This is a genomic window from Streptomyces sp. NPDC057682, from assembly GCF_042799575.1.
Classification (GTDB): domain Bacteria; phylum Actinomycetota; class Actinomycetes; order Streptomycetales; family Streptomycetaceae; genus Streptomyces.
On the sequence record NZ_JBHVIN010000015.1, the window covers coordinates 105,623 to 126,006 of the forward strand.

A 20,384-nucleotide genomic window follows, 5' to 3' on the forward strand; every position below is an offset into this window, starting at 1 on the left:
GAGAGCGCGGCCGACGGCGGCCGGCGTGCCGGGACGGGTGGGACGGGCAGGACGGGCGGGCGGGGCGCTATACCAGGTGGTCACGCAGGACCTCCTCGGCCTCGTCGAGACGGGCGCGCAGCACGGCTGCGGCCTGGTGGCGGTCGCGGGCGTACTGCTCCAGTGAGGCGGTGAGCGGGCCCAGTCCGTCCTGGAGGGCGTTGAGCGGATACAGCGACAGTGCAAGGGCTGCGGCGCTCACCCGCACCACGCTCACCAGCTCCTCCACCGGCACGACGGGGTGAAGGCCGTGGTAGGTGGCGGCCAGCCGGCCCAGCCCCTCGGGCCAGTCGGGCTGGGCCAGGACGGTGCGCGGATCCAGTGCGAGGCGGCCCAGTTCCCAGACGGCTCCCCTGCGCACCGGCGGGTGGAAGTCGACCAGCGCCGCCACCTCGTCCCCGCGCAGCAGGACGTTCGGGCCGGACAGGTCCCCGTGGACCAGTTGTGACAGCATCGCGCGGGGGACCCTGGCCAGGAGCCGTTCGACTTCCGGCACCCGCGCCAGCTTGTCGCGGGCCGTGCCGATCACCCACCGCTCGAACGCGGTGGCCGGTGGTGCGGCCTCGTACCGGGCGAGGAGGTCCTCCAGCCGGGCGACGGTCCGGGCGAGGTCGATCGCCTTGTCCCTCGGGCCGAGGCGAGGCGGCCCGAACTCGTGCCGGGCCAGGCCCCGGTGCAGTCGCCCGACGGCCTGACCGACCGACTCCCAACGGCGTCCGGTCAGCCGCCCGTCCGCCGTCACCGCGTCCGGAACGTACCGGGTGACCGTCATCACCAGACCCCGTTGCGCGGCCACGAGCCGGCCCTGGTCGGTCGTGAGGCGGGCGGCAGCGACCGGCACCCGGCACAGGCGCGCGTACTCGCTGAGCCGGGCGGCGGCATCCACCGCTCCCAGCGGAGTGCCGGCCGGATGGGTTTTGACGAACCACCTCGCTCCGTCGGCGCCGGTGGCGACGTAATTGTGCGTCGCGGTTCCGGCAGGGCCCTGCTCGACCGAGGCGGGGATGATGCCGAAGTCGGAGGCCAGCACGAGCGTCACCAGCGAGATCCGCGTTTCGAAGGCGGCCGGTGCCATCACAGCGTCTGCCCCTCACCGACCGTGCCGGCCGACTTGCCCGGGAGCCTGTTCGAGGGAGAGGACTGAGCCGGCACCGGAGGGTTGAGGAACTGGCGGGCCTGCAGTTCGTACATCTCGCGGAACGCGCCGCCCCCGGTGGCCGGGGCCATGAGCTCGGCGAAGGTCCCGTGCTCGACGACCCGGCCCTCGTCCAGGACGTAGATGAGGTCCGCGTGCCGGACGCTGTGCAGCCGGTGCGTGATCAGGACCGTGGTCTGGCCCGAGCCGGCCAGCTGGTGGATCTGGTCGAACACCCGCTGCTCGGCCGCAGGATCCAGGGCACTGGTCGGCTCGTCCACGATCAGCACCGCGCCCTCGCGGTGCCGCGCGCGAGCAAGACCGATCTTCTGCCACTGCCCGCCGGAGATCTCCTGCCCGCCCTTGTAACCGCGGGCGAGCAGGCTGTCCAGGCCACGCGGAAGCCCGGTGACCATCTCGTCGGCGCCCGCGTACGCCGCCGCGGCTCCGATCGTCGCGTCGTCCATCGCGGCGCTGCTGCGGCCGATCCCGATGTTCACCCGCGCGGTGAACGGCCAGCGGAAGAAGTCCTGCGCCACCATGGCGACGCGGTCGAAGATCTGCCCGCGGTCCGCCTCGGCCGTGCTCACCCCGCCCCACAGCACCCGGCCGGAGTCGGGGAGCCGCGCTCCGCTCAGCAGCCGGACCAGGGTCGACTTACCCGAACCGTTCCGGCCCACCAGGGCGACGGTCCGGCCCCTCGGGATGACCAGGTCCACCTCGCACAGGGACGGCCGGTCGGCGCCCGGGTAGGTGAAGGTCACCTTCTCGAACCGGATCTGGTCGGGGTTCTCGGGCACGTCGAGCCCGCCGTCGGGGATGGCCCGCCGGACCGCCTCCGTGCACAGGGTCTCCAGGTCGGCGACGAACAGGGCTTCCTCCTGGACGTCGGTGACCCTTAGGACGAGGTCGGTGATGCTCGACGCTCCGGTCCGGATCGCGAGGACCGCCGTGCCGGCGACCGCCAGGCCCATCTGCCCGTGCCACAGCAGCAGTCCGAGGACGCCGTAGGTGGCGATGGTCGCGATGCCGCGGGCGGAGTCCGCGAGTAGGTTGGTGCGGGCGCCGGTCCACGCGAGCCGGGTCTGCTCCCGCTCGCTGGTCTCGGCCATCTGCCGAAAGTGGGTGAGCAGGAACGGGGCTGCGTCGTGGACGCGGATCTCGGTGGCGGCCTGCTGGTTGACCAGCAGCTGGCCGATCAGCTTGGCGGCCCGCACGTGCTGGACGAAGCGGTGCCAGCTGATGTAGCGGTGCCGTGCCATGGTCAGCGAGCCCCACGCGCTCGGCAGCGCCATGAAGGCCAGCAGCGGCAGAAGAACCGGGTGCAGGACGGTGAGTACGCCGGCGGCGGCGATCAGCGAGATGGCGGAGGTGACCACGGCGGTGCAGTAGCCGACCATTCGCCGTGCTGAGTCCGCGCCCCACTGGGCAGAGTCCATCAGCTTGTGGAAGGCGTCGTCCTCGATCGCCTCCAGCTCCACCCGCGCCACCAGACCGAGATACCGCTCGGTCGCCACCCGCTGGGCCTTCGGTTCCAGGATCCCCGTGGCGGCGGCCGAGGCCGACCGGCACGCCGAACCCAGCATCGCGAGGACGGCCACCAGCACCAGCGACGGCAGCGCCCCGCGCAGCCGGCCGGTGATGTCGCCCGAGGCGAGCAGCTCGACGAGCAGGCGGTTGACCGCGATCAGGGAGACGGCCTGGGCGATGCCGCGGGCGATCTCGCTCACGGCGACCGTGGCGAACGCCCGCGGGTCGGCCTCGCGGGCCAGCCGGACGGCCACCGCCACCTGCCGCGGCAGCGAGGCGGCCATGGTGCGCAGTCCCAGCTTCAGCCAGGCACCGTCGTGGGCTCCCCACCCGTAGTCGTAGGTGAGCTCCCCGCCGAACAGCAGCTTCTCGGAATCCGACGTGTTCTCCGCGGACGCCGTCAGTGGATCATCGCTGTTCGTCATGCCCCCCACCTCGTATCCGGGTGTGCTGTGCGGCGGGAGACGTGGGCCGGGAGCGGTTCGGTGGGCGAGTTGGTTCCGGGCCGGACCTGATTGTCCTGGGCAGGAAGGAAGGGGAGGGGATGCATCACGGTCTCCGGTGGATCGAGCAGAGGTGGTTTCGGGTGGCTCAACGAGGAGCGGCGGCGGGGCGAGCACACGTGATTCGGACGGCGTTCGAACCCCGGTATTGGGCGAATGTCCGTTCGTGCGGTGTGCACCGTCCCGTGCGGGAGGGGGCGGGGGCCGACGGCGGCAGTGGCCGAAACGCCGACACCCGCGCAACGTGGGGCAGGATTGCAGGCACCGAGAGGCGGAGAAGGCAAGGCTGGCGTGGTGCAGGGGTCCATGTATGGGGCGCCGGTGGGGCGTTCGGTACGTGACCGGGAGTGCCGGCGGCGGGCATGCCGGAGTGGGGGATTGTGGGCTGCGCGGTCAGCAGGACGGCCGCGCAGGCTCCGCGAAGACGCAGGCCAGACCTGGAAGGCCAGGCCCGGCGCGTGAACTCAGCGGAGAGCGTCACCCAGGGCCTCCTCCAAGACAGGTAGCCGGCCCAGAAGCATCAGATCTGCCTCGTGCCGCGCTCGCGCGTAGGACTCAAGCGCGGCGTCGACGATGTGCGGACGCTTCACTGGCGCCGAGAACGGAAACGTCGAGCAGAGCACGGCGGCACAGCCGACACGAAGCGACGACAAGAGGTCGTCCGCGGACGCCTTGGGGTTGGCGTCTCGATAGGCCAGGGCGAGATCGATGTATCCGGTGAGCCAGCCCTCCACACGGTTGGCCAGCACGCTGCCGGGGTCACAGCCGAGACGCGCGATTTCCCAGGCGAGGTACCCGGTTGCGGGCGGTCGGAAGTCCACGAATGCGGCGACCTCGTCGTCCTTCAGAAGGATGTTGGGGCCGGCCAGGTCGCCGTGTAGGACCTGGACCGTCAGCTGTGGAAGCGAGGAGAGGATCCGCTCGACGTCCCCCAGGAGGGCTTGCCGCTCACGTGCCGCTTGCAGCGCCCACGTCTCGAACTCCCCGAGCGTGGGCTTCTTCTGGAAGCCGAGAACCAGCCTCTCGAAGTTGTTGCGTGCTGCGGCCACGTCGCACGCGGCGGGACCGGGTACCAGGGTGAGCGCGGCGGTGGGGTGAGCGGCGAGTCGGCTGTGGAGGCGGCCCAGCGCTGTGCCGACCGCTGCCCACCGTGCACCGGTCAGGGTGCCCTCGCCAGTCTCCGTGTGCGGCACGTACGACCATAGGGACATCGGCCGACGGCCGCGGGTCGCGAGGAGTTCGTGCTCGCGTGTGCGGGTCGCCCGAGCAGTCGCGACGCCTCCGTTGGCGCAGTACTCGGACAGCTCGACAGACGCCCGCTCCAGATCCAAGTGCTCGCGATCGCGGTAGACCTTGGCGAAGTACTGGCGGCCCGTCTGGTCCACGACGGCGAAGTTGTCCGTAGCGGTGCCCTCCGGGATTCGCGTGATGTCTGCCGGGCGCAGCCCGTACGCGAGCACCAGCGTGTCGGTGAGCGCCTTGATCTGTTCCTCCTCTGCGATGGGGCCGGGTGGGGAAGGCGCGACGACATGGTTGGTGACGGGCTGGTGAGATGCGGTGGACATGGTCTCCTCGTTGGTGCGGAGCGGGCGGCAGGCGGTCGGTTGGATCCGGCCGTGGGCATGAACCGCGGCCGCCCGCTGTGGCGGGCCGCGGCAAGTGCAGCGGGGCCGCAAGGTCGCCGGCGACCACCGTTCCGTCAACGTGGTTCTCTGATCGCGCCACCCTCGTTCGGGTTGTGGCAGGGCCCGAGCCCGACGCGACACCGTCACCAACTGCCCGCGATTGACCGGACGACCGAGCCGACACCGCGCCACTTCGCCGCGTGAATCGGCCGATCGAGGCGTCGAACGCGGTGACCGAAGCTGGCCTTGCGTGGCGAGGGAGACGGTTCGGGGTGCAGGGCGGGCCGCTGGGCGGCGCGCCACCAGGTAGGGGCGCTCGTCGCATAGAGTGCGGACGCGGAGGTGTCCGCATCGCGCACCACCAGAAGATGATCTTGGACGCGTTCGTTCTTGTCGCCGCAGGCACCCGTCGGGCTGCACCATCAGGAGGAACCAGTGTCGTCCCCGCAAGTGATCACGCCCGAGGAGAAGCTCGCCGAGGCGAAGCAGCAGCTCAGCTTCCCGCATATCGTCGCGATCTGCGGCTCCACTCGCTTCATGGACGAGATGGCCGAGGCCGATCTGCGAGAGACCATGGCGGGGAGGATTGTCGTCAAGCCGGGTTGCGACCTGAAGTCGCCGCACGATCTCTGGTCCGACCCTGTCGAGGCTGAGGCGCTGAAGGTTCGGCTCGACGAGCTGCACCGGTCGAAGATCCTGCTCGCCGACGAGGTGCTCGTGGTTGGTGACTACATCGGGGACAGCACGCGGGCCGAGGTCGCCTACGCCCGGTCTCTGGGCAGGCCCGTGCGCTTCACGCACCCCGAAGTCGATCCCGACGCCTGAGGGCCTGCCCCCGCGCCTGTCGCGAGCACCTTCGTGGGCCTGATCATCCAGCGGGTGGCGTGTTCGTGAGCGCGGGCTCATGCAGCGGCCGAGCGCATCGAGGCCGTGATGGCGGCAGCGAGAGGCTGCCGGTGGTCCAACACGTAGAAGTGGTCGCCCTCGTACCTCTCGAGTCCGCAGAAGTGCGTGGTGAATGCTCGCCAGGCGAGAAGCCGGCCCTCGTTGAGCAGCATGTCGTGGCGGCCCCCGAATACGGAGATCGGAACGGGCAGCGGCTCGGGGGCGAGGGGAGGGGCCCAGGTGTCCAGAAGTTTGAAGTCGCTGCGGAACACCGGGGCAAACTGGTGCCAGACGTCGTCGTTGTCGAGGAGTTGCGGCTGACTGCCCCCGAGGCTCCGCAGCCAGCCGCGCAGTTCCTCGTCGGACATCAGGTGCGGGCGGGCGGCGGCCTTGGCCTCGGCCTGCGGGGCGCCGAAAGCGGACACACCCAGCCAGGCGGGGCGCGGGCTCCCCTCGTCGTGGAGCCGGCGGGTGAGCTGGTAGGCGATGAGGGCGCCCAAGCTGTGGCCGAAGAACCCGAAGGGTCGGTCAAGCAAAGGAGCGATAGCGGTGTGGACGTAGTCGACCAGCCGGTCGCAGTCGTCGATCAGCGGCAGCGCCTGCAAGTGGCCCCGGCCGGGGGCCTCCAGGAGGCACAGTTCCCAGTTCTTCGGGAAGTGCTCCACCCAGCCCCGGTAGAGCAGATGTGAGCCGCCGGCGTGGTGGAACAGGAACAGGCGTACGGCTGGGTCGATCACCGGCCTCGGTCGGATGACCGGGGAAGCAGACGTCTCGCCGATCTCACCGGTGAGCTTCGAGACGACGAAGGCGTGCAGCTCGGCGAGGGTCCTTGCACCGCTGACGACCACGGTGTTCTCCGGGACGTCGTAGGCGGTCTCCACGCGGGTGGAGATCTCGAGCATCAGCAGCGAGTCGATGTCGAGCTCAGCGGTGAAGTGCGCCTTGTCGGTGACCTCCTCGGGTTCGACCTCCAGGACGCCTGCTATCAGGACGCGGAGATCCTCGATGTTCACGGTCGTACTGGTCATGGGTGTTCCCCCGCCTTCTGCGTGGATGGACGAGTGGTCGGTCACAGGGTCAGCAGCAGGACAGCTGCCGCGTCGTGACGAGGGCCTCCGGCCGCGGCGAGCACGTCCCCGCTGGCACCACCCTCGAAGTGGGCAACCGCGGCGGCGCACTGCAGTACGCCCAGCGCCCCGGACAGCGGGCCCAGCTGTGATTCCAGGTCGATCCGGCGCGTGGCTGCCAGCAGCCGGCCCGCCCCGGCACCCGCCGCGTCCCCGAGCCACAGTCCGACGGATTTCTGCTCCGTCACACCGGCGCAGGTCAGCGCCGCGGCGAGGTCTCGGGCCCGCGCGTACCCTGCGATCGTGGCGCGCAGCCGTGCACCACGGGAAGCAGCTGCGTCCTCCGGTTCGAGGACGACGGCGACCGCCGCGTCGGTGGACTGCTCGCCGAGCAGCTTCGCCGTCACGTCGTTGGCGGGTTCGACGCCGACGACGACGGCTGTTTCGGTGCGCCCGGCCACGATGAGGTTCCGGGCCCAGGCCAGGGCGTCCAGCCCGCTCGTGACGCCGTTGCAGACGGTGAGGTTGGGGCCGCGCAGCCCGTAGCGGATGGCCACCCAGCCGGCGATGACGTTGCTTGAGGTCTGGGGCAGGCCTAGCGGGCTGAGGCCCCTGACACCTTCTCTGGCGATCGTGTCGGTGGCTTCGCAGACGCCGTCCGCGTTGCCCAGGTTGGTACTGACCACGACGGCGGTCGCATCAGCCGCGCCCGTGAACGCGGCGTCGGGGCCGGCGTCGGTCAGGCCCGCGTCGTGGAGGGCGAACTCGGCGGCCCGCAGGGCCAGCCGGGACGAGCGGTCCTTGTGGCGCAGCTCGCGCCCGCGGAGTCCGGCGGCCGGGTCGAAGCCGCCCCTGCCGGGCAGCGGTCCGAGGAGGGCGCCGTACGTCGCGACACCGGGGAGCGCCAGCCCAATGCCCGTGACGACGACGCCCCGGACGTTCGGGTTCCTCATGTGCCCGGTGCTCGTCGTGCTCATCGGGCTGCCTCCACGATCGCGACGGCGTTGATCCCTCCGAAACCGAACGCGTCGACCTGCGCGACGTTCACGGCGCCGGCGGCGGGATAACCCTGCACGAGGCCGAGTCCAGTGGCCTCGGGGATCGGATCGGTGAGTCCCAGGACTTGGGGCACCGTCCCGTTCTTCATGGCGAGCACTGCCATCACGAGGCTGAGCAGTCCCGAGCCGCCCAGGGTGTGTCCGGTCGTCGCCTTGATGGCGGTCATCCGCGGATACGCGGCCGTGCCCTGGAAGATCCGGCGCAAGACGCCCGATTCCGTCTGGTCGTTGCGGGGTGTGCCGCTGCCGTGCAGCATCACCAGGTCGATGTCGCTCGCCCGAACCCCTGCTCTTCTGTGTGCGTCGAGCACCGCGCGCGTGATGCCGCCGGGATCGGGCGCGGTGGCGTGGTGGGCGTCGCAGCCCATGGACACACCGCGCACCCGGGCGTGCGTGGGCCTGCTTCCCGTGCCGGCGCGCTGGACGACGACGGCCGCCGCGCCCTCCCCCATCAGCATTCCCTTGTGCGTGACGTCGAAGGGGCGCAGCGCGTCGGGGACGTCGTTCTGCACCCGGTCGAGCGTGCCGAAGCCGCCCTCGGTAGCGGCGTCGGTGCCCGCGACTACGACGGTGTCGGCCAGGCCTGCCTCGATCATGTCGGTGGCCAGGCCGAGCGCGTACAGCGAGGCGGCGCAGGCGTTGGAGAAGGTGTACGTGGTGGATGCTCCGAAGGCCGCCTTCAGTGCGGTGCCGAAGTGCAGGTCCTCAAGAGCGAGGTCCGCGCCGTCGCGCCACCACAGTTCGAGGCTGCGCTGCTCGCGCATCGTCGTTCCGACCAGCACCGGCACCTGGGCCAGGTCTTCGCCCAGGCCGGCATCGGCGGCCGCTTGGCGCACGACGGTGGTCAGCCATCGGGTGGCACGCCGCGGCAGGTCACCGCCGCCCTCGGGCCGGTCGTCGATCTCGTAGGCGAACACCGCCCGGAACTTGTCCGGGTCGAACGCCATCAGGGGCCTGCGGCTCTCTCGCCCCGCGCACAGCGCGGCGAAGATCTCCCCGGGGGTGGCGCCGACGTTGGCGACGGCCGCCATGCCCGTGATGTCCCAGGTCACGATCGGGCTGCCGCCTTCCTCAGCTCGAAGACGGCCACTTTGCCGGTCGACGTGGTCGGGAGCTCGTCGCGGAACTCCAGACGGGCGGGGCGCTTGAAAGCTGCGAGCCCGGCACGGATCGCGGCGGCTGCTGCGCGCCGCACCACGGCCTCGTCGGATCCCGGCCGGGCCACCAGATACGCCACGGCGTGCTCCAGGCCGTCGGCGTCGCGGCCACCGACCACCACACAGTCCGCGACCCCGTCGACACCGCGGACGACGCTCTCGATCTCACTCGGCACGACCTTGTGACCGCCCAGGTTGAGCACGTCATCGGCGCGGCACAGATGGGTGAACGTACCGTCCGGCGCACGGCGTACAACGTCGCCGGTGTAGGCGCCCCCGTCGGAGAAGGTGACGGCCGCGGCCTCCGGTCGGCCGATGTAGCCCAGGGCGACGGTTGGGCCGGCGATGTGCAGCCGGCCCTGCTCCCCGTCGGCGACGGGCGTGCCGTCCGCCGCGCGGACGGTCGCGGTGATCCCGGGCATCGGGATCCCGAAGGTTCCCGGCCGGTCCACCTTCGGTGGGGTGGCGACGACGATGTAGAGGACCTCGGTCGCGCCGAGGCCGTTGATCAGCTCGGCCTGGAAGGCGGCGCGGATCCGCTCGCTGAGCGGTCCGGGCAGGTTCTCGCCCGCGGCCACGCACAGCCGCACGGAGTCGACGTTGCCGGGGGCGAACTTGGTCCCAGGGGCGTTCAGCAGCGCCGCGTACAGCCGTGGAACGGAGAACAGCACGGTGGGCTGGTGGTGCTGCAGCGCGGCGGCGAGGGAGTGGACGTCGACGGTGCCGCGCAGGAGTGCGACGCGGGCGCCGGCCGCCAGGGGGCACAGGACGGAGCTGCCGAACCCGTAGCCGAAGGACATGCGGGCGCTGGACAGCACGGTGTCATCGGGCGTCAGCTCCAGGACCGTTCCGACCCCGTCGGCCATGGCCGCGATCGCGCCTGCCGAGTGCCGCACCCCCTTGGGCATGCCGGTGCTGCCGGAGGTGTACTGCACGAGCGCCTCGCTCCCCGCGCTCCAGACGGCCGGGGGCCCGGCGTCCTGCGGGCGGTACGCGGGGCCGGCCGAGGCTGTCGCCAGGCCGGCGCGGATGTCGGCGCCGGCGAAGCGGGTAGTCGTGGTGAACAGTTCCTCCAGGGCGCGCTGGCGCACGGGAGGTGCGTCCAGGTGCACCACCGCGGCGGCGCAGTCGGCGGCGATGTAGCGGACTTCGTCGTCCGTGAGCACCGGGCTGATCACCACGGGAACGCAGCCGTGCCACCACAGGCCCAGGACGGCGGCCACGGTCGCCACGGAGTCATCGGCGACCAGGAGGCCGCGGGTTCTCGCGGGTACTCGTGCGGCGCGCAAGGCGCCCGCGTACCCGCGGGCGGCCTCCAAGAGGCCCGCGTAGGTGATTTTCCCGGCCTGGGGGTCGAGGTAGCTGGCCCGGTCGCCCCGGCCGGCAGAGACGTGGCGCGCCACCAGGAGGTCGATCAGGTCGATGCCGTCAACCGGTCGTTTCCTCGCCCGCCCGCCGAGCACGGCGACCGCGGCGTCGAGACTGGTGAAGGCAGCCGCTTCCTGCGCGGACAGGGCTCCGAACTCACGCTCGACCGCGACCACGACCTCGGTCTTCTCCAAGGAGCTCATGCCGAGCTCGTCGTAGAACTGTGCATCGGGCTCGATGGCTTTCTTGTCCACCTCAAGGACAGCTGCCACGATCTCTCGCAGCCTGTCGCGCACTATGTCGATGTGTTCCACCGGCGGGTGTCCTTTCCGTATCTTCGTGGCAGAGAAGCGGGGTCGGGTTGGACAGAGAGGCCTGTTCCGGGACTGCACCGTTCACCGAGGCGTGATCGGGGCGAGGATTCGGGAACAGGGTGGGGGAGACAGTCCTCAGCGGCTGGGCTCAGGTGCCCAGGCCCACCTCGCAGGGGAAGGAGACCGAGACGCCCTGGGGCTTCTCGGTGAAGATGACCCTCTTGCCGAGTGCGGACATGAAGCCGAGCTCGAAGATGGTGCCGCTTCCGACGCGACCGCCCGGGTTGCACACGACGACGGCGTCGGCCTGCCGAAACGCGTCCATGTGCACGTACTTGTGCCGCCAGGTGTCGCGTGCGTTCTTCAGCTGGTCCTGGTACTCAAAGAGGATGAAGTCGGTGCCCTCGGTCTCCGGCTTGATCTTGGTGCTGCGGGGGCTGAGCACCTCGGTGCGGGACTCGCGCAGTCGGGCGATGGTGCCCTCGATGGGCTCCAGCCACTGCTGGAAGCTGCCGCAGACGACGGCCGTACGGAACTCCCGCCGGGTCAAGCCTTCCAGCATGTCGTTCGAACCGCAGGCGGACAGGGCCGTGTCCAGGTAGAACCGCTCCAGTGCGGGCCCCACGATGTTGAAGTACAGGCCTGTGTCGACGTAGACGCTGTTGACCAGCGTGGCCGCTTCCGGCTGCGGGAGCTGCTGGAAGACCCCGGTGGCGTGCACCCGCGTGCTCTTGTTGTCGACGGCCTCGGCATACTTCTTGAGCCCGGCACAGAACTCGCCGACGCGCTCCGCTAACGCCTTTCCGTTGACGTCGGCTCCGAACGGAAGCCGTTCCCTCGTGAGCAACTGCAGACCGCTGCCGTGGGAGCGGTGGACGCTGACGTGTTCCGGGCCGAAGTGGACCAGGATCTTGCCTTCTGACGTCACTGTGCTGTTCTCCTTCTTTTCGATCCGTTGCGTGGGGAGACCCCAGCCGGGGAGCTGGCCGGGGAATACTGCGGAGGGTGTCGCCGCTAATCGTCTTCTCCGCGCAGAGCGCGAAGGTACTTCTCGGCGTATTCTTCTTTTTTTCCGCTGTTGTATTGCGTGATGAAGCGCGGGTGCTCCAAGGGGACGATCTTTTTGAAGTGGCCCTGGCTGGCGTTTAGCGCCGAGAGGAACTTGAAGTTCTCGCCACTGCCGATGCAGTAGCACACCGAAGTGTCGGTTCCGAATTCCAGCTGTCGCTCCAGAGTGTCCACGAGGAAGGACCGCAGGGGTACCATCAACTTTTTGCTCTCGTAGTAATTGCAGTTGACCTCCCTTCCCTGCGGGCTTGTTCTCACCAGGCCGAGCGGGCACACAAAGCTCATGACGAAGTCGGCGTAGAACTTTTCGCGGCCCCCGTAGCGCGCGATGACGTCGTGCAGGAACCCGGCGGAGGGTCGGCTCACTGCATAGCCGTCGGCGATGTTGACTCCCGTGTCGCTTTCCAGGAGCCGCGCGTCTTCGAACGGGACACCGGTCACAGCCGTGCCCCGCCGGGCGGGCGAGCTGCCCAGGACCAGCCGGCGGGGTCTGTCGTCGGCGTAGTACTTGCGGTAGAAGGCGGTCGTCACTTCGCGGACGCGGTCCTTCTGCGGGCCGCTGAAGGGGTTGACAACTCTGAACCCCGTGGGGAGTTCGAGTGTCGTGTCCGCGAGTCGCTCATTGAACTGCAGGATGCGATCGGCAACCGTTGTTCGCCCGTTCATTACTGAAGCCCTTCCTTCACGCTGTCCTGCAGCCGTCCGGTCGCGCACGCCGTCCGCCGCCCTTCCCGTGCAACCGGCGGGACGTCGGTGACCGGGCGGGTGGAGGCGTCAGACGGTGACCGCCGACAGGTAGATCTCGGTCCTGGTCGGGAGAATTCGAATATCCTTGAATCCGGCGCCCTCAAGTTCCGCGCCGATCAGATTGGCTGTGTCCATCCCTCGATAGAGGTCGACAAATTCGGTGCCGGGAATGATGAGTCCCGGTACGACGCAGCCCCGTTGAGTATACAGAAAACCGTTGGCCACGGAGACGATAATCACTGCACCGGGCTTCAGTACTCTGTGCGCTTCTCGGGCTGCTGCAGACGTGTCGAAGAATGAAGAGTTGTATGTCCGTAAGGAGACATACAGGTCGAAACTGTCGTCCGGCAGAGCCGGCAGGCACTCGGCGCTGGAGACGACAGTTCTCGAACGGGGAATGAATTCGCTTATGTTCGCGAGGCCGCTTTCCGCGATATCGGCGAAGGTGATCCGCAGGCACTCGGAGAACAGGGTCGCTGCCTCGTGGCCGGCGCCGACGCCGACGTTGAGGACATTGAGGTCCGACAGGGGCCGTGTCGACGTCCTCCTGTACACCGACATGAAGTCGTCGGCCCACTCCGCGTTGGCGGTGCGGGCGTCGAACGCATAGTCGTAAGTGCCGTACTTCGCGTCGAAAGCGGCGGCCAGCGCATCGCCCACGGCGCCGTCCGCCTCCTCGTACGCGGTTCCGTACCTCTGGGAGAGGAGAGAGGCAAGCGCCGCCCTTCCCCGGTGCGCGTTGACGTCGTCCTTCGTCAGCGCGAAACCCAGCGACGACAGCCTGGTGGTGACGGCTTCACTGATGCGGTGGGCGGAGTAGTGGGGGTTGCACTCGATGCTCTGCCCGCTCGAAGCGTAGAGGGCTCGGTTCTGGTCCAGGATCTGACGCTGAAGCTCGTCGGGGAAACGCAGTACGTGGCGCTCGGTGACGGGATCACCGCAGAGGTAGCTCGTCAGCGCGGGATCCGGCAGACCGATGAACACCCTGTCGATCCGCACGTCGTCCAGGACCTCTGCCAGTTCGAAGGACCCGTCCTCCGACAGGGTGTTGATCGTCAGATAGACGCTGCTCGCGCTGGACACGCCGATCTCTCGGACCCTGCGACGCAGAAGGCAGGACCAGGGCGCGCCGGGCACTTCGCCCTCGAAAGCGGAACAGACCAACCGGCCGTGTTCGGAAACGAGCGCCACGCCGACTCGCCGACCTCGGCAGGACGCCCTTTGTGCAACGCCGACCACGTAGTTCATCCAGTATGTGTCCTTCGGGCTCATGTGGGCCTCTGTCCCTCAGCGGCGCTGCGCCTCCAGTTGGCCTGCAGAACCAAGCGGGTAATCACCTTCACGGGGCATCCTTCGTGGTGACACGGAACGTGAACTTCGGAAGAGGTAGCCGTGACAACGGTTCGCGGCCGACGCGCACGGAGGGCCGCTGAGGCCGCTGCCTAGCACCATTGGGCTTCAACCGGGCAGGATGAGGCGACCATGAGGAAAGCTCACTCACGATCGTCAGCAACTCCCGGAGAGGAAAGCCGCCTTGGAGAGGGAGGAAAGGGCGACGTTCGCTGCAGAACTCACCCACTGGCGCAGCGTGCGGGGCCTGTCGAAGGCGGCTCTCGCCCAGCGCCTGAACATCGACCCCTCGTACGTGAGCCACCTTGAGGCTGGCCGGGAGCACGGCAGCTCCCAGCTCGCCCGCCGGGCAGACACCGAACTGGATGCCGGCGGAGCACTGTGGCGGGCATGGCAGCGCACCGACGCCTCCCCCGAGGCCGCCGAGCAGAACGATCCGCCGTCCGGCACCGGCCTGCTGGTCCTGGAGGACGAGGCGGCGCTCCGCTACGACAACGGGCGTTTCCACTTGAGCATGCGCAGACTCCTGCACAACAACGGCACCGAGCCCGTCACCCGCTACCTCGTGCGGATCGCCGTCGACCGATACCCCTCCGAACCGGAACGGTCCAACGCCCTCTACCGCCGCAACCCTCTGACCTGGGAAGAACTCCAGCTCACCGCGCACTGCGCCGATGAGCCGATGGGCTGGACCGTCAAACACGACCGGGACGCGTTCAAAGAGGTGTGGCTTCAGTTCCAGAACCCGACGAGCCGCTTCCCTCTCTACCCCGGTCAGGAAGCCGAAATCTCCTACTCGTACTGCGTCGGCGCCGAGAAATGGGGTCCATGGTTCCAGCGCGCGGTGCGACTGCCCACCCGGCGCCTGGCCGTGGAACTGACCTTCCCCCGAGACAGTGAACCGTCCGTCTGGGGAACCGAGACGTCCATGAGCGCCGACTTCGCCCCACTGCGCACACCTCCACGGCGCACAGAACGAGGTGAGCACAGCATCTTCTCCTGGGCCACCCTCGACCCGCCCCTGCACGCCCGCTTCCGCCTCGAATGGCGCCTGAAGAACGCAGCCGACGAGAAAGAGAACAACCCCGTGAGCACCCTGTCCGCGAGCCAGGCCATGGCCACTGCCGGCATCGTCCAAGACGGTGACCCCGTCCTCACCTGCGCCGCCCGTCCCTTCGACCTGCCCACCGAGGCCGAAGAGGCCCAGGAGGTCATCACCTCGCTGATGGACGCAGTCGGCCGCGTCCGCCAGCTTCACACGTTCGGCAAAGGCATGGGCATCGCAGCCCCCCAGATCGGGATCGACCGTTCCGCCGCAGTCGTCTTCCCACCCGACGCCGGGACAGAACCCATCGTGCTGCTGAACGCCCGCGTAGCTGAGGAATCCGAGGACGAGGACGAGCAGTACGAAGGCTGCCTCAGCTTCTTCGACGTGCGGGGACTCGTGCCCCGCCCGCTGAGTATCGTCGTCGCCCACAGCAGCCTCGACGGCTCCACCCACCTGTCGCGGTTCACCCAAGGCCTGTCCCGGCTTGTCCACCACGAGGTCGACCACCTGGGCGGCGTGCTCTACCGCGAGCGCATGAGGCCGGGTGTCCAACCGATCCCTGTCGAGGAGTACCGCGGGACCGGCCAGCGCTGGACGTACGGCTGAGCAACAGAGAGGCGCGGTGAGTTCTCTGCGCCCCCGCCGCCCACGCATGCAGTGGGCCCGGTCCGCGGAATCCCACCCCTGACGGGCCAGTTCGGGAATGGCGCTGCAGGAGCAGCCTGTCAGTTCACAGATCTCATGGGTGGTGCCCCTGCGACCGGCGGCACCGGGGGGCTGGCAGGCTGCCACGACATTCCGGGCAAAACCTTGCCGGGCGGAGCCGGTCAGCCTTTTCCTTCCCATCGTGGTGACGGGCGGGTCGAGGCGCGCGGGGGCCGGTTTCGGGCCCGGTGCCGAGATGGCAACCGCACGCGGTGCTGACGACATCACAGGACGGCCTCGCTCATGCCGCCGCCTCCAGGACGTCCCGGGAGTGGCGACCCGCGGTCATCAGGGGCACAGCTGCCCCCCGCCCGGCCGGGCACCGCGAACCACAGTGCCGGACGTGCCCGTGGCGGTCGAGGCTGGGGGCGTGCTGGGGCCCAGACTCCGCGTGTCGAGGCTGACGCCGCGGCCGCCGAAGAACCGCTCGAATGTGTCGAGCGGGAGCACCGCCTTCCTGGCCTGGGCGCTGTGGCCGGAGGGATTGTTGTAGTACACCCGCTCGTCACAGATTCCCCGGACGAGGACGAGGTGTCCACCCTTCCGGCTGGGTGTCAGGTTCGGTGTCCGGATGTCCTTGGACACACTGGCCATGACCATCCGTCCGGTCTCGCACAGCTCCATGAGCGCGCTCATGGAGAGCGTGGGGTGCACAGCGGCCGGCATACGGTACGCCAGCGCGGCGTACTCGACGAACGGCGCGTAGATCAACCCCTTGATCCTGCCGTCGGTCACCTCGTAGGCGCCGGCGCGTGCGGCGCCCTCGCGCAGACTCCACAGGGTCGGTGTCTCCCAGTCGCGGTGGAGCAGCGCCATCTGCATGCACACCAGTCCGCACAGGTGAGGGGCCCACCGTGCGTACTCCTGCTGGGTCGGAGCACCGGAGTTGGCCCAGGCGGGGTCGTCGGCCGGGTCGTGGCCGTGGTGGGCGATGGCGTCGATCAGGTCCGGGCTGGCGTACTGCGTCAGCGGCGGTACCGGGCTGTGCACCCGGCCGGGCGCTTCAGTGCAGCACTGAAACTTCGTCGGCATAGGGGTCGGTCCCTTTCATGGAGGAGGTCAGCAGGCTCTGGTCAGGTTCGACGTCATGCCGCGTTCTTGGTGGTGGGCCGGTCGACGCTCGCGCTGGCCAGGATGTGGGTGATGAGATCCGGGTAGGCGATACCGTCGGCCGCCGCCATCCTGGCTATGTCCCCCCGCTGGGTGAGGTCGGGCAGCGTGCTGACGCCCAACCAGAGGACTTCCCCGCTCATGTCGACCACGAAGTCGTGCCGGGAGTAGCCGCGGCAGTCCAGGGCGGTGTGGGCCATCTCGGCGGCGGCCTGCAGCTCGTGCACGGTGGTCTTCGGCCACCGGGACGGGCAGTGGTACGTGATCTGGCTGGGCACCTGCTTGGCCTCGTGCGTGTAGCGGCCGGTGGGTGTCACCACCTCCAGCGGCGACAGCGCGGCCGGGCCTTCCACGCCGTCCAGGACGCCGACGACGGCCGGAGTGCCCGGGATGTACTCCTCGACCATGAGCGGGGTGCCGCTACTCGCCCCGATCGCGTGCACGAGTTCATCGGCGTCACGGGCGAGGAGCAGGCCGGAGCCGCCCGCGGAGATCTCCTTGACGATGACCGGGAGACTGAACGAGCCCAGAAGCTCGGCGGCTTCCTCGCGGGCTGTCGCAGTGGTGCTGACCGGGCAGTCCTCCGGGCTCCGGATGCCCGCGCTGCGGAGGATCGTCTTGGCGGCCACCTTGTTCGTCCCGAGCGCGGAGGACAGCACGCCGCTGCCGGTGTAGGGGATGCCCAGCGTCTCCAAAAAGCCCTGGAGCTGGCCGTCCTCGGCCCCCCGGCCGGCGACGGCGAGGAAGGCGACGTCGAAGCCGCCGATCCCGGGCAACGCGGCCCGGCCGTCGGCCAGGTCGAAAGCCGTGGCCGGGATCCCGAGAACGTCGAGTACGCGCATCACCGCCGTCCCGGTGGCCAGCGAGCTGTCCCGTTCCCGGGACGATCCGCCGGTGACCACCGCCACGCGCTGACCCGGCTGGGGAGTAAGCAATATCATGATCGACTCCAGACATGGTTCTGTGCTGCAAGATCAGTGCTCTCAGCCCTGACCGTCCTCATCGCCGCCCCGTCTCGGCGGCGATGACGTACATGGCGACCGCGGTGGCGAACGTGAGGGCCTGCCACAGCCGGCGCGAGCGGACCCACGCCGGAACCAGGGCGCCGGCCCGGCGGGCGGCAGCTCTGATACCCGTCATCCGCCAAGCCCCCCGCTGCGGAACGCAGAGACCGCCCGCTCCCGCGTCGGTTGCCAGGGCAGGTCAACGCCGTCGGAGGTCTCGAAGCCGCTTCGGTGATCGCACTCCACGCGGTGCGAGCGGGTTCCGATAGGGGTCATCGGGCATCCTCGTCGTCTCTGGCTGTCAGATGGCGGACGGGGAGCGCCACAGCATCCCGGCGGAGAGCAACAGGACGAGGGTGCCGACGAGCATCACGGTGCGGACACCGATGAGGATGGCGAGACCTCCGGCCGCCAGTGTCGCGAGCGGCAGGCTTCCCTGACCCAGCCACAGCGCGGTCTGCTGTACGCGGGCCCGGAGATGATGCGGGGTGGTCCACTGCTGCACGGAGCGCTGGGTGGTGCCCACAATCGTGGCCGCTGTGAAGCGCAGGAAGGAGGCGGCGACAAGAGCCGCGAGCCAGGCAGCCCCGGGCTCGGCGAAGATCGCTGGGATCTGCATCAGGGCGTGGACGGCGAAGCCGACCGCCAGGACGGTGCCGGCGCCGTAGCGGCGCGTGAGCCGGGGTGCGATGAGGGCGCCGGCAAGTCCGCCGAGACTGCCCGCGACCATGATCATGCCGAGGCCGGTCACGCCAGAATGCACCGCGGTCAGCAGGTGGTAGGCCAGCAGGGTGACGGTCAGTCCGCTCCCGATGCCAGTGGCCGTCAGAACCATGAGCAGCGGCCGGAGCACCTCGTCCTTGGCGGAGTAGCGCAGACCTTCACGGATGTCGTCGAGTATCGGACGCCGGGCCGCCCGCACCGGGCCGGTTGCGGGCAGGGCTCGCACGCGGGCCGCAGTGCACGCGGAAACGACAAAAGACGTGGCGTCGGCGAGCAGGGCACGGGCGGGGCCGGCCGTGGCGACGAGCACCGTACCCAGGGCGCTGCCGGTGACTCCGGCGGTGGTGATCACGGCGGTGAAAGTGGAATTGGCCCGGTGGAGCCGTCGGGTGTCCGACAGGAGAGGGACAGCTGCCATCGAGGCGGCCAGGTGCAGGACCGACAGGGAACCCAGCGCAAGGGCGATCGAGTAGAGCAGCGGCATCGACACCATGCCAAGACCCGCGGCGGCCGGAATCGCGGAGACCACAACAGCGGACGCAAGGTCGGTGGCTACCAGAACGGGGCGTAACGGATATCGGTCGAGGAGCACCCCGGCGGGCAGGGAGACCAGCAGCGCCGGGATTGCCCCGGCGAAGGCCAGGAACGCGACTTCACCGGGGCTGGCGTCGACGTAGAGAACTGCGAGTGCGGGCAGGGCAACCCGGTGGACGGAGGACCCCACGAAGCCAACTCCCTCGCCGACGAGCAGAAAGGTGAGGGACCGGCCCTTGAGACGACCGTCGAGCCGTTCGGAGGGGCCGTGGGTCTGGGGTGCCGTTGTCACAGAAGGGGCTCCGAGAATCAACAAGGAAGGGGAGGCGCGCAAGGCCGGTGACCATCCGGGGCCGTGCGGGACTCGTGTGCGGGCGGCGCGCTCGGCGATTGTGCGCGGCCACGGGCGAACCGCTCGCTCTGTCTCGCCCCGCGCCGTGCTCGCGCAGGGGCGCGGGCGTGCTGCGGGTACCACGGCCTCCACCGGGACGGCCGGGCAGCCGGGCGCTACTTCGCCAATTCGTCGGCGAGGCGCTGCGGCCAGTCCTCGGTGTTGCTGCTCTCGGACACCAGAGGTACCAGTTCGGGGGCATTCCAGACGCGGTTGAATTGTTCTACTCCGTTGTCTTCGATGACCTTGGAAACGCATTGGAGAGCCCGGTCGTGAAATCTGCGGTATCCCTGTTGTTCGGCCGAGTCGTGAATGCTCTGATGACGGGAGGTGGCGCCCTCTCCGGGTTTCACTGTTGTCGACTGCCCATGGAGCCTGGCGGTGATCGCGTGAGCTACCCAGTGTGCATGACCTTCGAGTAGGAAGCCGTAGGACCGATCGCAGGTGCCCCTTTCGCGGGGGAAGTGCGTTTTCATCTGCGCCCAGGTCATCCCGGCGTCAACATGGTGCTGTGCGCCGTGCGCCAGCTCGTGTGCGAGGACCATGGAGTGAGATTCGTTGCTTCCCAAGAGACCCATTTCCTGAAGGGCTGCGGGGAGAATGACGATCTCGGCACCGTTCGTGAAATCGACGAACTCGCCGCCGACAGCCGCCCAGGTCTTGCGGCGGTCGATGCGTGCGGCCTTGGCGGTCAAGGTCGCTGTGCGCATGCTGTCGGTCGACGGCTTGAGCTTGGACGCCTCGGCCATCATCCGCCTCATGTCATGGCGGCTGCGGGCCCGCCGCCACGCCTGCGGTGTCATCAGCCTGATGACGACCGTGTCGGGCAGTTTCAGGCGGCTGATGTCTTCGACCAGCGGGGCGATCTGGTCCGCCAGTAATTCAATGTTCTTCGCGAAACCGTTGAGCTTGCGGCCCGAATTGTTCAGAACTTTGATCTGTGTCATGTGCTGCGTTCTCCGGATTGCTGGAAAATACGGGCCGACAGGATCCGGACTGTTGTCCGGTGACGCCCGTGCGCGG

17 protein-coding genes are annotated in these 20,384 nt (G+C 69.2%); 2 read left to right on the forward strand and 15 right to left on the reverse strand.

The annotated features are described in order from the left end of the window. Nucleotides 1-67 precede the first annotated feature (67 nt). From ACFVDM_RS26315 to ACFVDM_RS26325, 3 genes are all read right to left on the reverse strand, one after another. Nucleotides 68-1,114 carry a phosphotransferase gene (locus ACFVDM_RS26315; protein WP_383644952.1) on the reverse strand — a complete coding sequence of 349 codons (1,047 nt, stop codon included), beginning with the start codon at nt 1,112-1,114 and terminating at the stop codon, nt 68-70. Continuing rightward, nucleotides 1,114-3,129: an ABC transporter ATP-binding protein gene (locus ACFVDM_RS26320; RefSeq protein ID WP_383644954.1), complete on the reverse strand. Its 2,016-nt coding sequence runs from the start codon at nt 3,127-3,129 to the stop codon at nt 1,114-1,116. The genes ACFVDM_RS26315 and ACFVDM_RS26320 overlap by 1 nt, the downstream gene beginning before the upstream one ends. Before the next feature lie 542 nt (nt 3,130-3,671). Then, the gene (locus tag ACFVDM_RS26325; protein WP_383644957.1) at nt 3,672-4,772 is read right to left on the reverse strand and encodes a phosphotransferase enzyme family protein; all 1,101 of its coding nucleotides are present in this window, start codon (nt 4,770-4,772) and stop codon (nt 3,672-3,674) included. Between the two features lie 495 nt (nt 4,773-5,267). Here ACFVDM_RS26325 and ACFVDM_RS26330 point away from each other — a divergent pair, with 495 nt between their 5' ends. Continuing rightward, nucleotides 5,268-5,657 carry a hypothetical protein gene (locus tag ACFVDM_RS26330; protein WP_383644960.1) on the forward strand — a complete coding sequence of 130 codons (390 nt, stop codon included), beginning with the start codon at nt 5,268-5,270 and terminating at the stop codon, nt 5,655-5,657. Between the two features lie 77 nt (nt 5,658-5,734). On the opposite strand, the gene ACFVDM_RS26335 is transcribed toward ACFVDM_RS26330, so the two are convergent. From ACFVDM_RS26335 to ACFVDM_RS26365, 7 genes are all read right to left on the reverse strand, one after another. Beyond that, entirely contained in the window at nt 5,735-6,745 is a 1,011-nt protein-coding gene (locus ACFVDM_RS26335; RefSeq protein WP_383644962.1) for a thioesterase domain-containing protein, read from the reverse strand. A gap of 41 nt (nt 6,746-6,786) precedes the next feature. Beyond that, complete coding sequence (locus tag ACFVDM_RS26340; RefSeq protein WP_383644965.1) at nt 6,787-7,761, reverse strand: beta-ketoacyl synthase N-terminal-like domain-containing protein; 975 nt, start codon at nt 7,759-7,761, stop codon at nt 6,787-6,789. Continuing rightward, nucleotides 7,758-8,894, reverse strand: coding sequence for a beta-ketoacyl synthase N-terminal-like domain-containing protein (locus ACFVDM_RS26345; RefSeq protein WP_383644968.1), 1,137 nt, complete (start codon nt 8,892-8,894; stop codon nt 7,758-7,760). The genes ACFVDM_RS26340 and ACFVDM_RS26345 overlap by 4 nt, the downstream gene beginning before the upstream one ends. Next, the gene (locus ACFVDM_RS26350; protein WP_383644971.1) at nt 8,891-10,681 is read right to left on the reverse strand and encodes an AMP-binding protein; all 1,791 of its coding nucleotides are present in this window, start codon (nt 10,679-10,681) and stop codon (nt 8,891-8,893) included. The genes ACFVDM_RS26345 and ACFVDM_RS26350 overlap by 4 nt, the downstream gene beginning before the upstream one ends. A 148-nt stretch (nt 10,682-10,829) precedes the next feature. Next, complete coding sequence (locus ACFVDM_RS26355) at nt 10,830-11,609, reverse strand: nucleoside 2-deoxyribosyltransferase (protein WP_383644975.1); 780 nt, start codon at nt 11,607-11,609, stop codon at nt 10,830-10,832. Between the two features lie 86 nt (nt 11,610-11,695). After that, nucleotides 11,696-12,415, reverse strand: a complete 720-nt coding sequence (locus ACFVDM_RS26360; RefSeq protein WP_383644978.1) for a uracil-DNA glycosylase family protein — start codon at nt 12,413-12,415, stop codon at nt 11,696-11,698. 108 nt (nt 12,416-12,523) lie between these two features. After that, nucleotides 12,524-13,744: a methyltransferase domain-containing protein gene (locus ACFVDM_RS26365; RefSeq protein WP_383644981.1), complete on the reverse strand. Its 1,221-nt coding sequence runs from the start codon at nt 13,742-13,744 to the stop codon at nt 12,524-12,526. Nucleotides 13,745-14,030: 286 nt separating this feature from the next. On the opposite strand from ACFVDM_RS26365, the gene ACFVDM_RS26370 reads away from it, so the two are divergent. Next, entirely contained in the window at nt 14,031-15,500 is a 1,470-nt protein-coding gene (locus ACFVDM_RS26370; protein ID WP_383644984.1) for a peptide deformylase, read from the forward strand. Nucleotides 15,501-15,887: 387 nt separating this feature from the next. Here the strand turns inward: ACFVDM_RS26370 and ACFVDM_RS26375 are convergent, their stop codons facing one another. The 5 genes from ACFVDM_RS26375 to ACFVDM_RS26395 all read right to left on the reverse strand — a co-directional run bounded on the left by ACFVDM_RS26375 (nt 15,888) and on the right by ACFVDM_RS26395 (nt 20,308). Beyond that, complete coding sequence (locus ACFVDM_RS26375; RefSeq protein WP_383644987.1) at nt 15,888-16,631, reverse strand: C39 family peptidase; 744 nt, start codon at nt 16,629-16,631, stop codon at nt 15,888-15,890. A gap of 53 nt (nt 16,632-16,684) precedes the next feature. Further along, nucleotides 16,685-17,650, reverse strand: coding sequence for a hypothetical protein (locus ACFVDM_RS26380; protein WP_383644990.1), 966 nt, complete (start codon nt 17,648-17,650; stop codon nt 16,685-16,687). A gap of 58 nt (nt 17,651-17,708) precedes the next feature. Continuing rightward, entirely contained in the window at nt 17,709-17,849 is a 141-nt protein-coding gene (locus ACFVDM_RS26385; protein WP_383644992.1) for a hypothetical protein, read from the reverse strand. A gap of 165 nt (nt 17,850-18,014) precedes the next feature. Further along, nucleotides 18,015-19,262 carry an MFS transporter gene (locus ACFVDM_RS26390; RefSeq protein WP_383644995.1) on the reverse strand — a complete coding sequence of 416 codons (1,248 nt, stop codon included), beginning with the start codon at nt 19,260-19,262 and terminating at the stop codon, nt 18,015-18,017. 215 nt (nt 19,263-19,477) lie between these two features. Then, on the reverse strand, nt 19,478-20,308 hold the full coding sequence (locus tag ACFVDM_RS26395) for a hypothetical protein (RefSeq protein WP_383644998.1): 831 nt from the start codon (nt 20,306-20,308) through the stop codon (nt 19,478-19,480). Nucleotides 20,309-20,384: the final 76 nt, after the last annotated feature.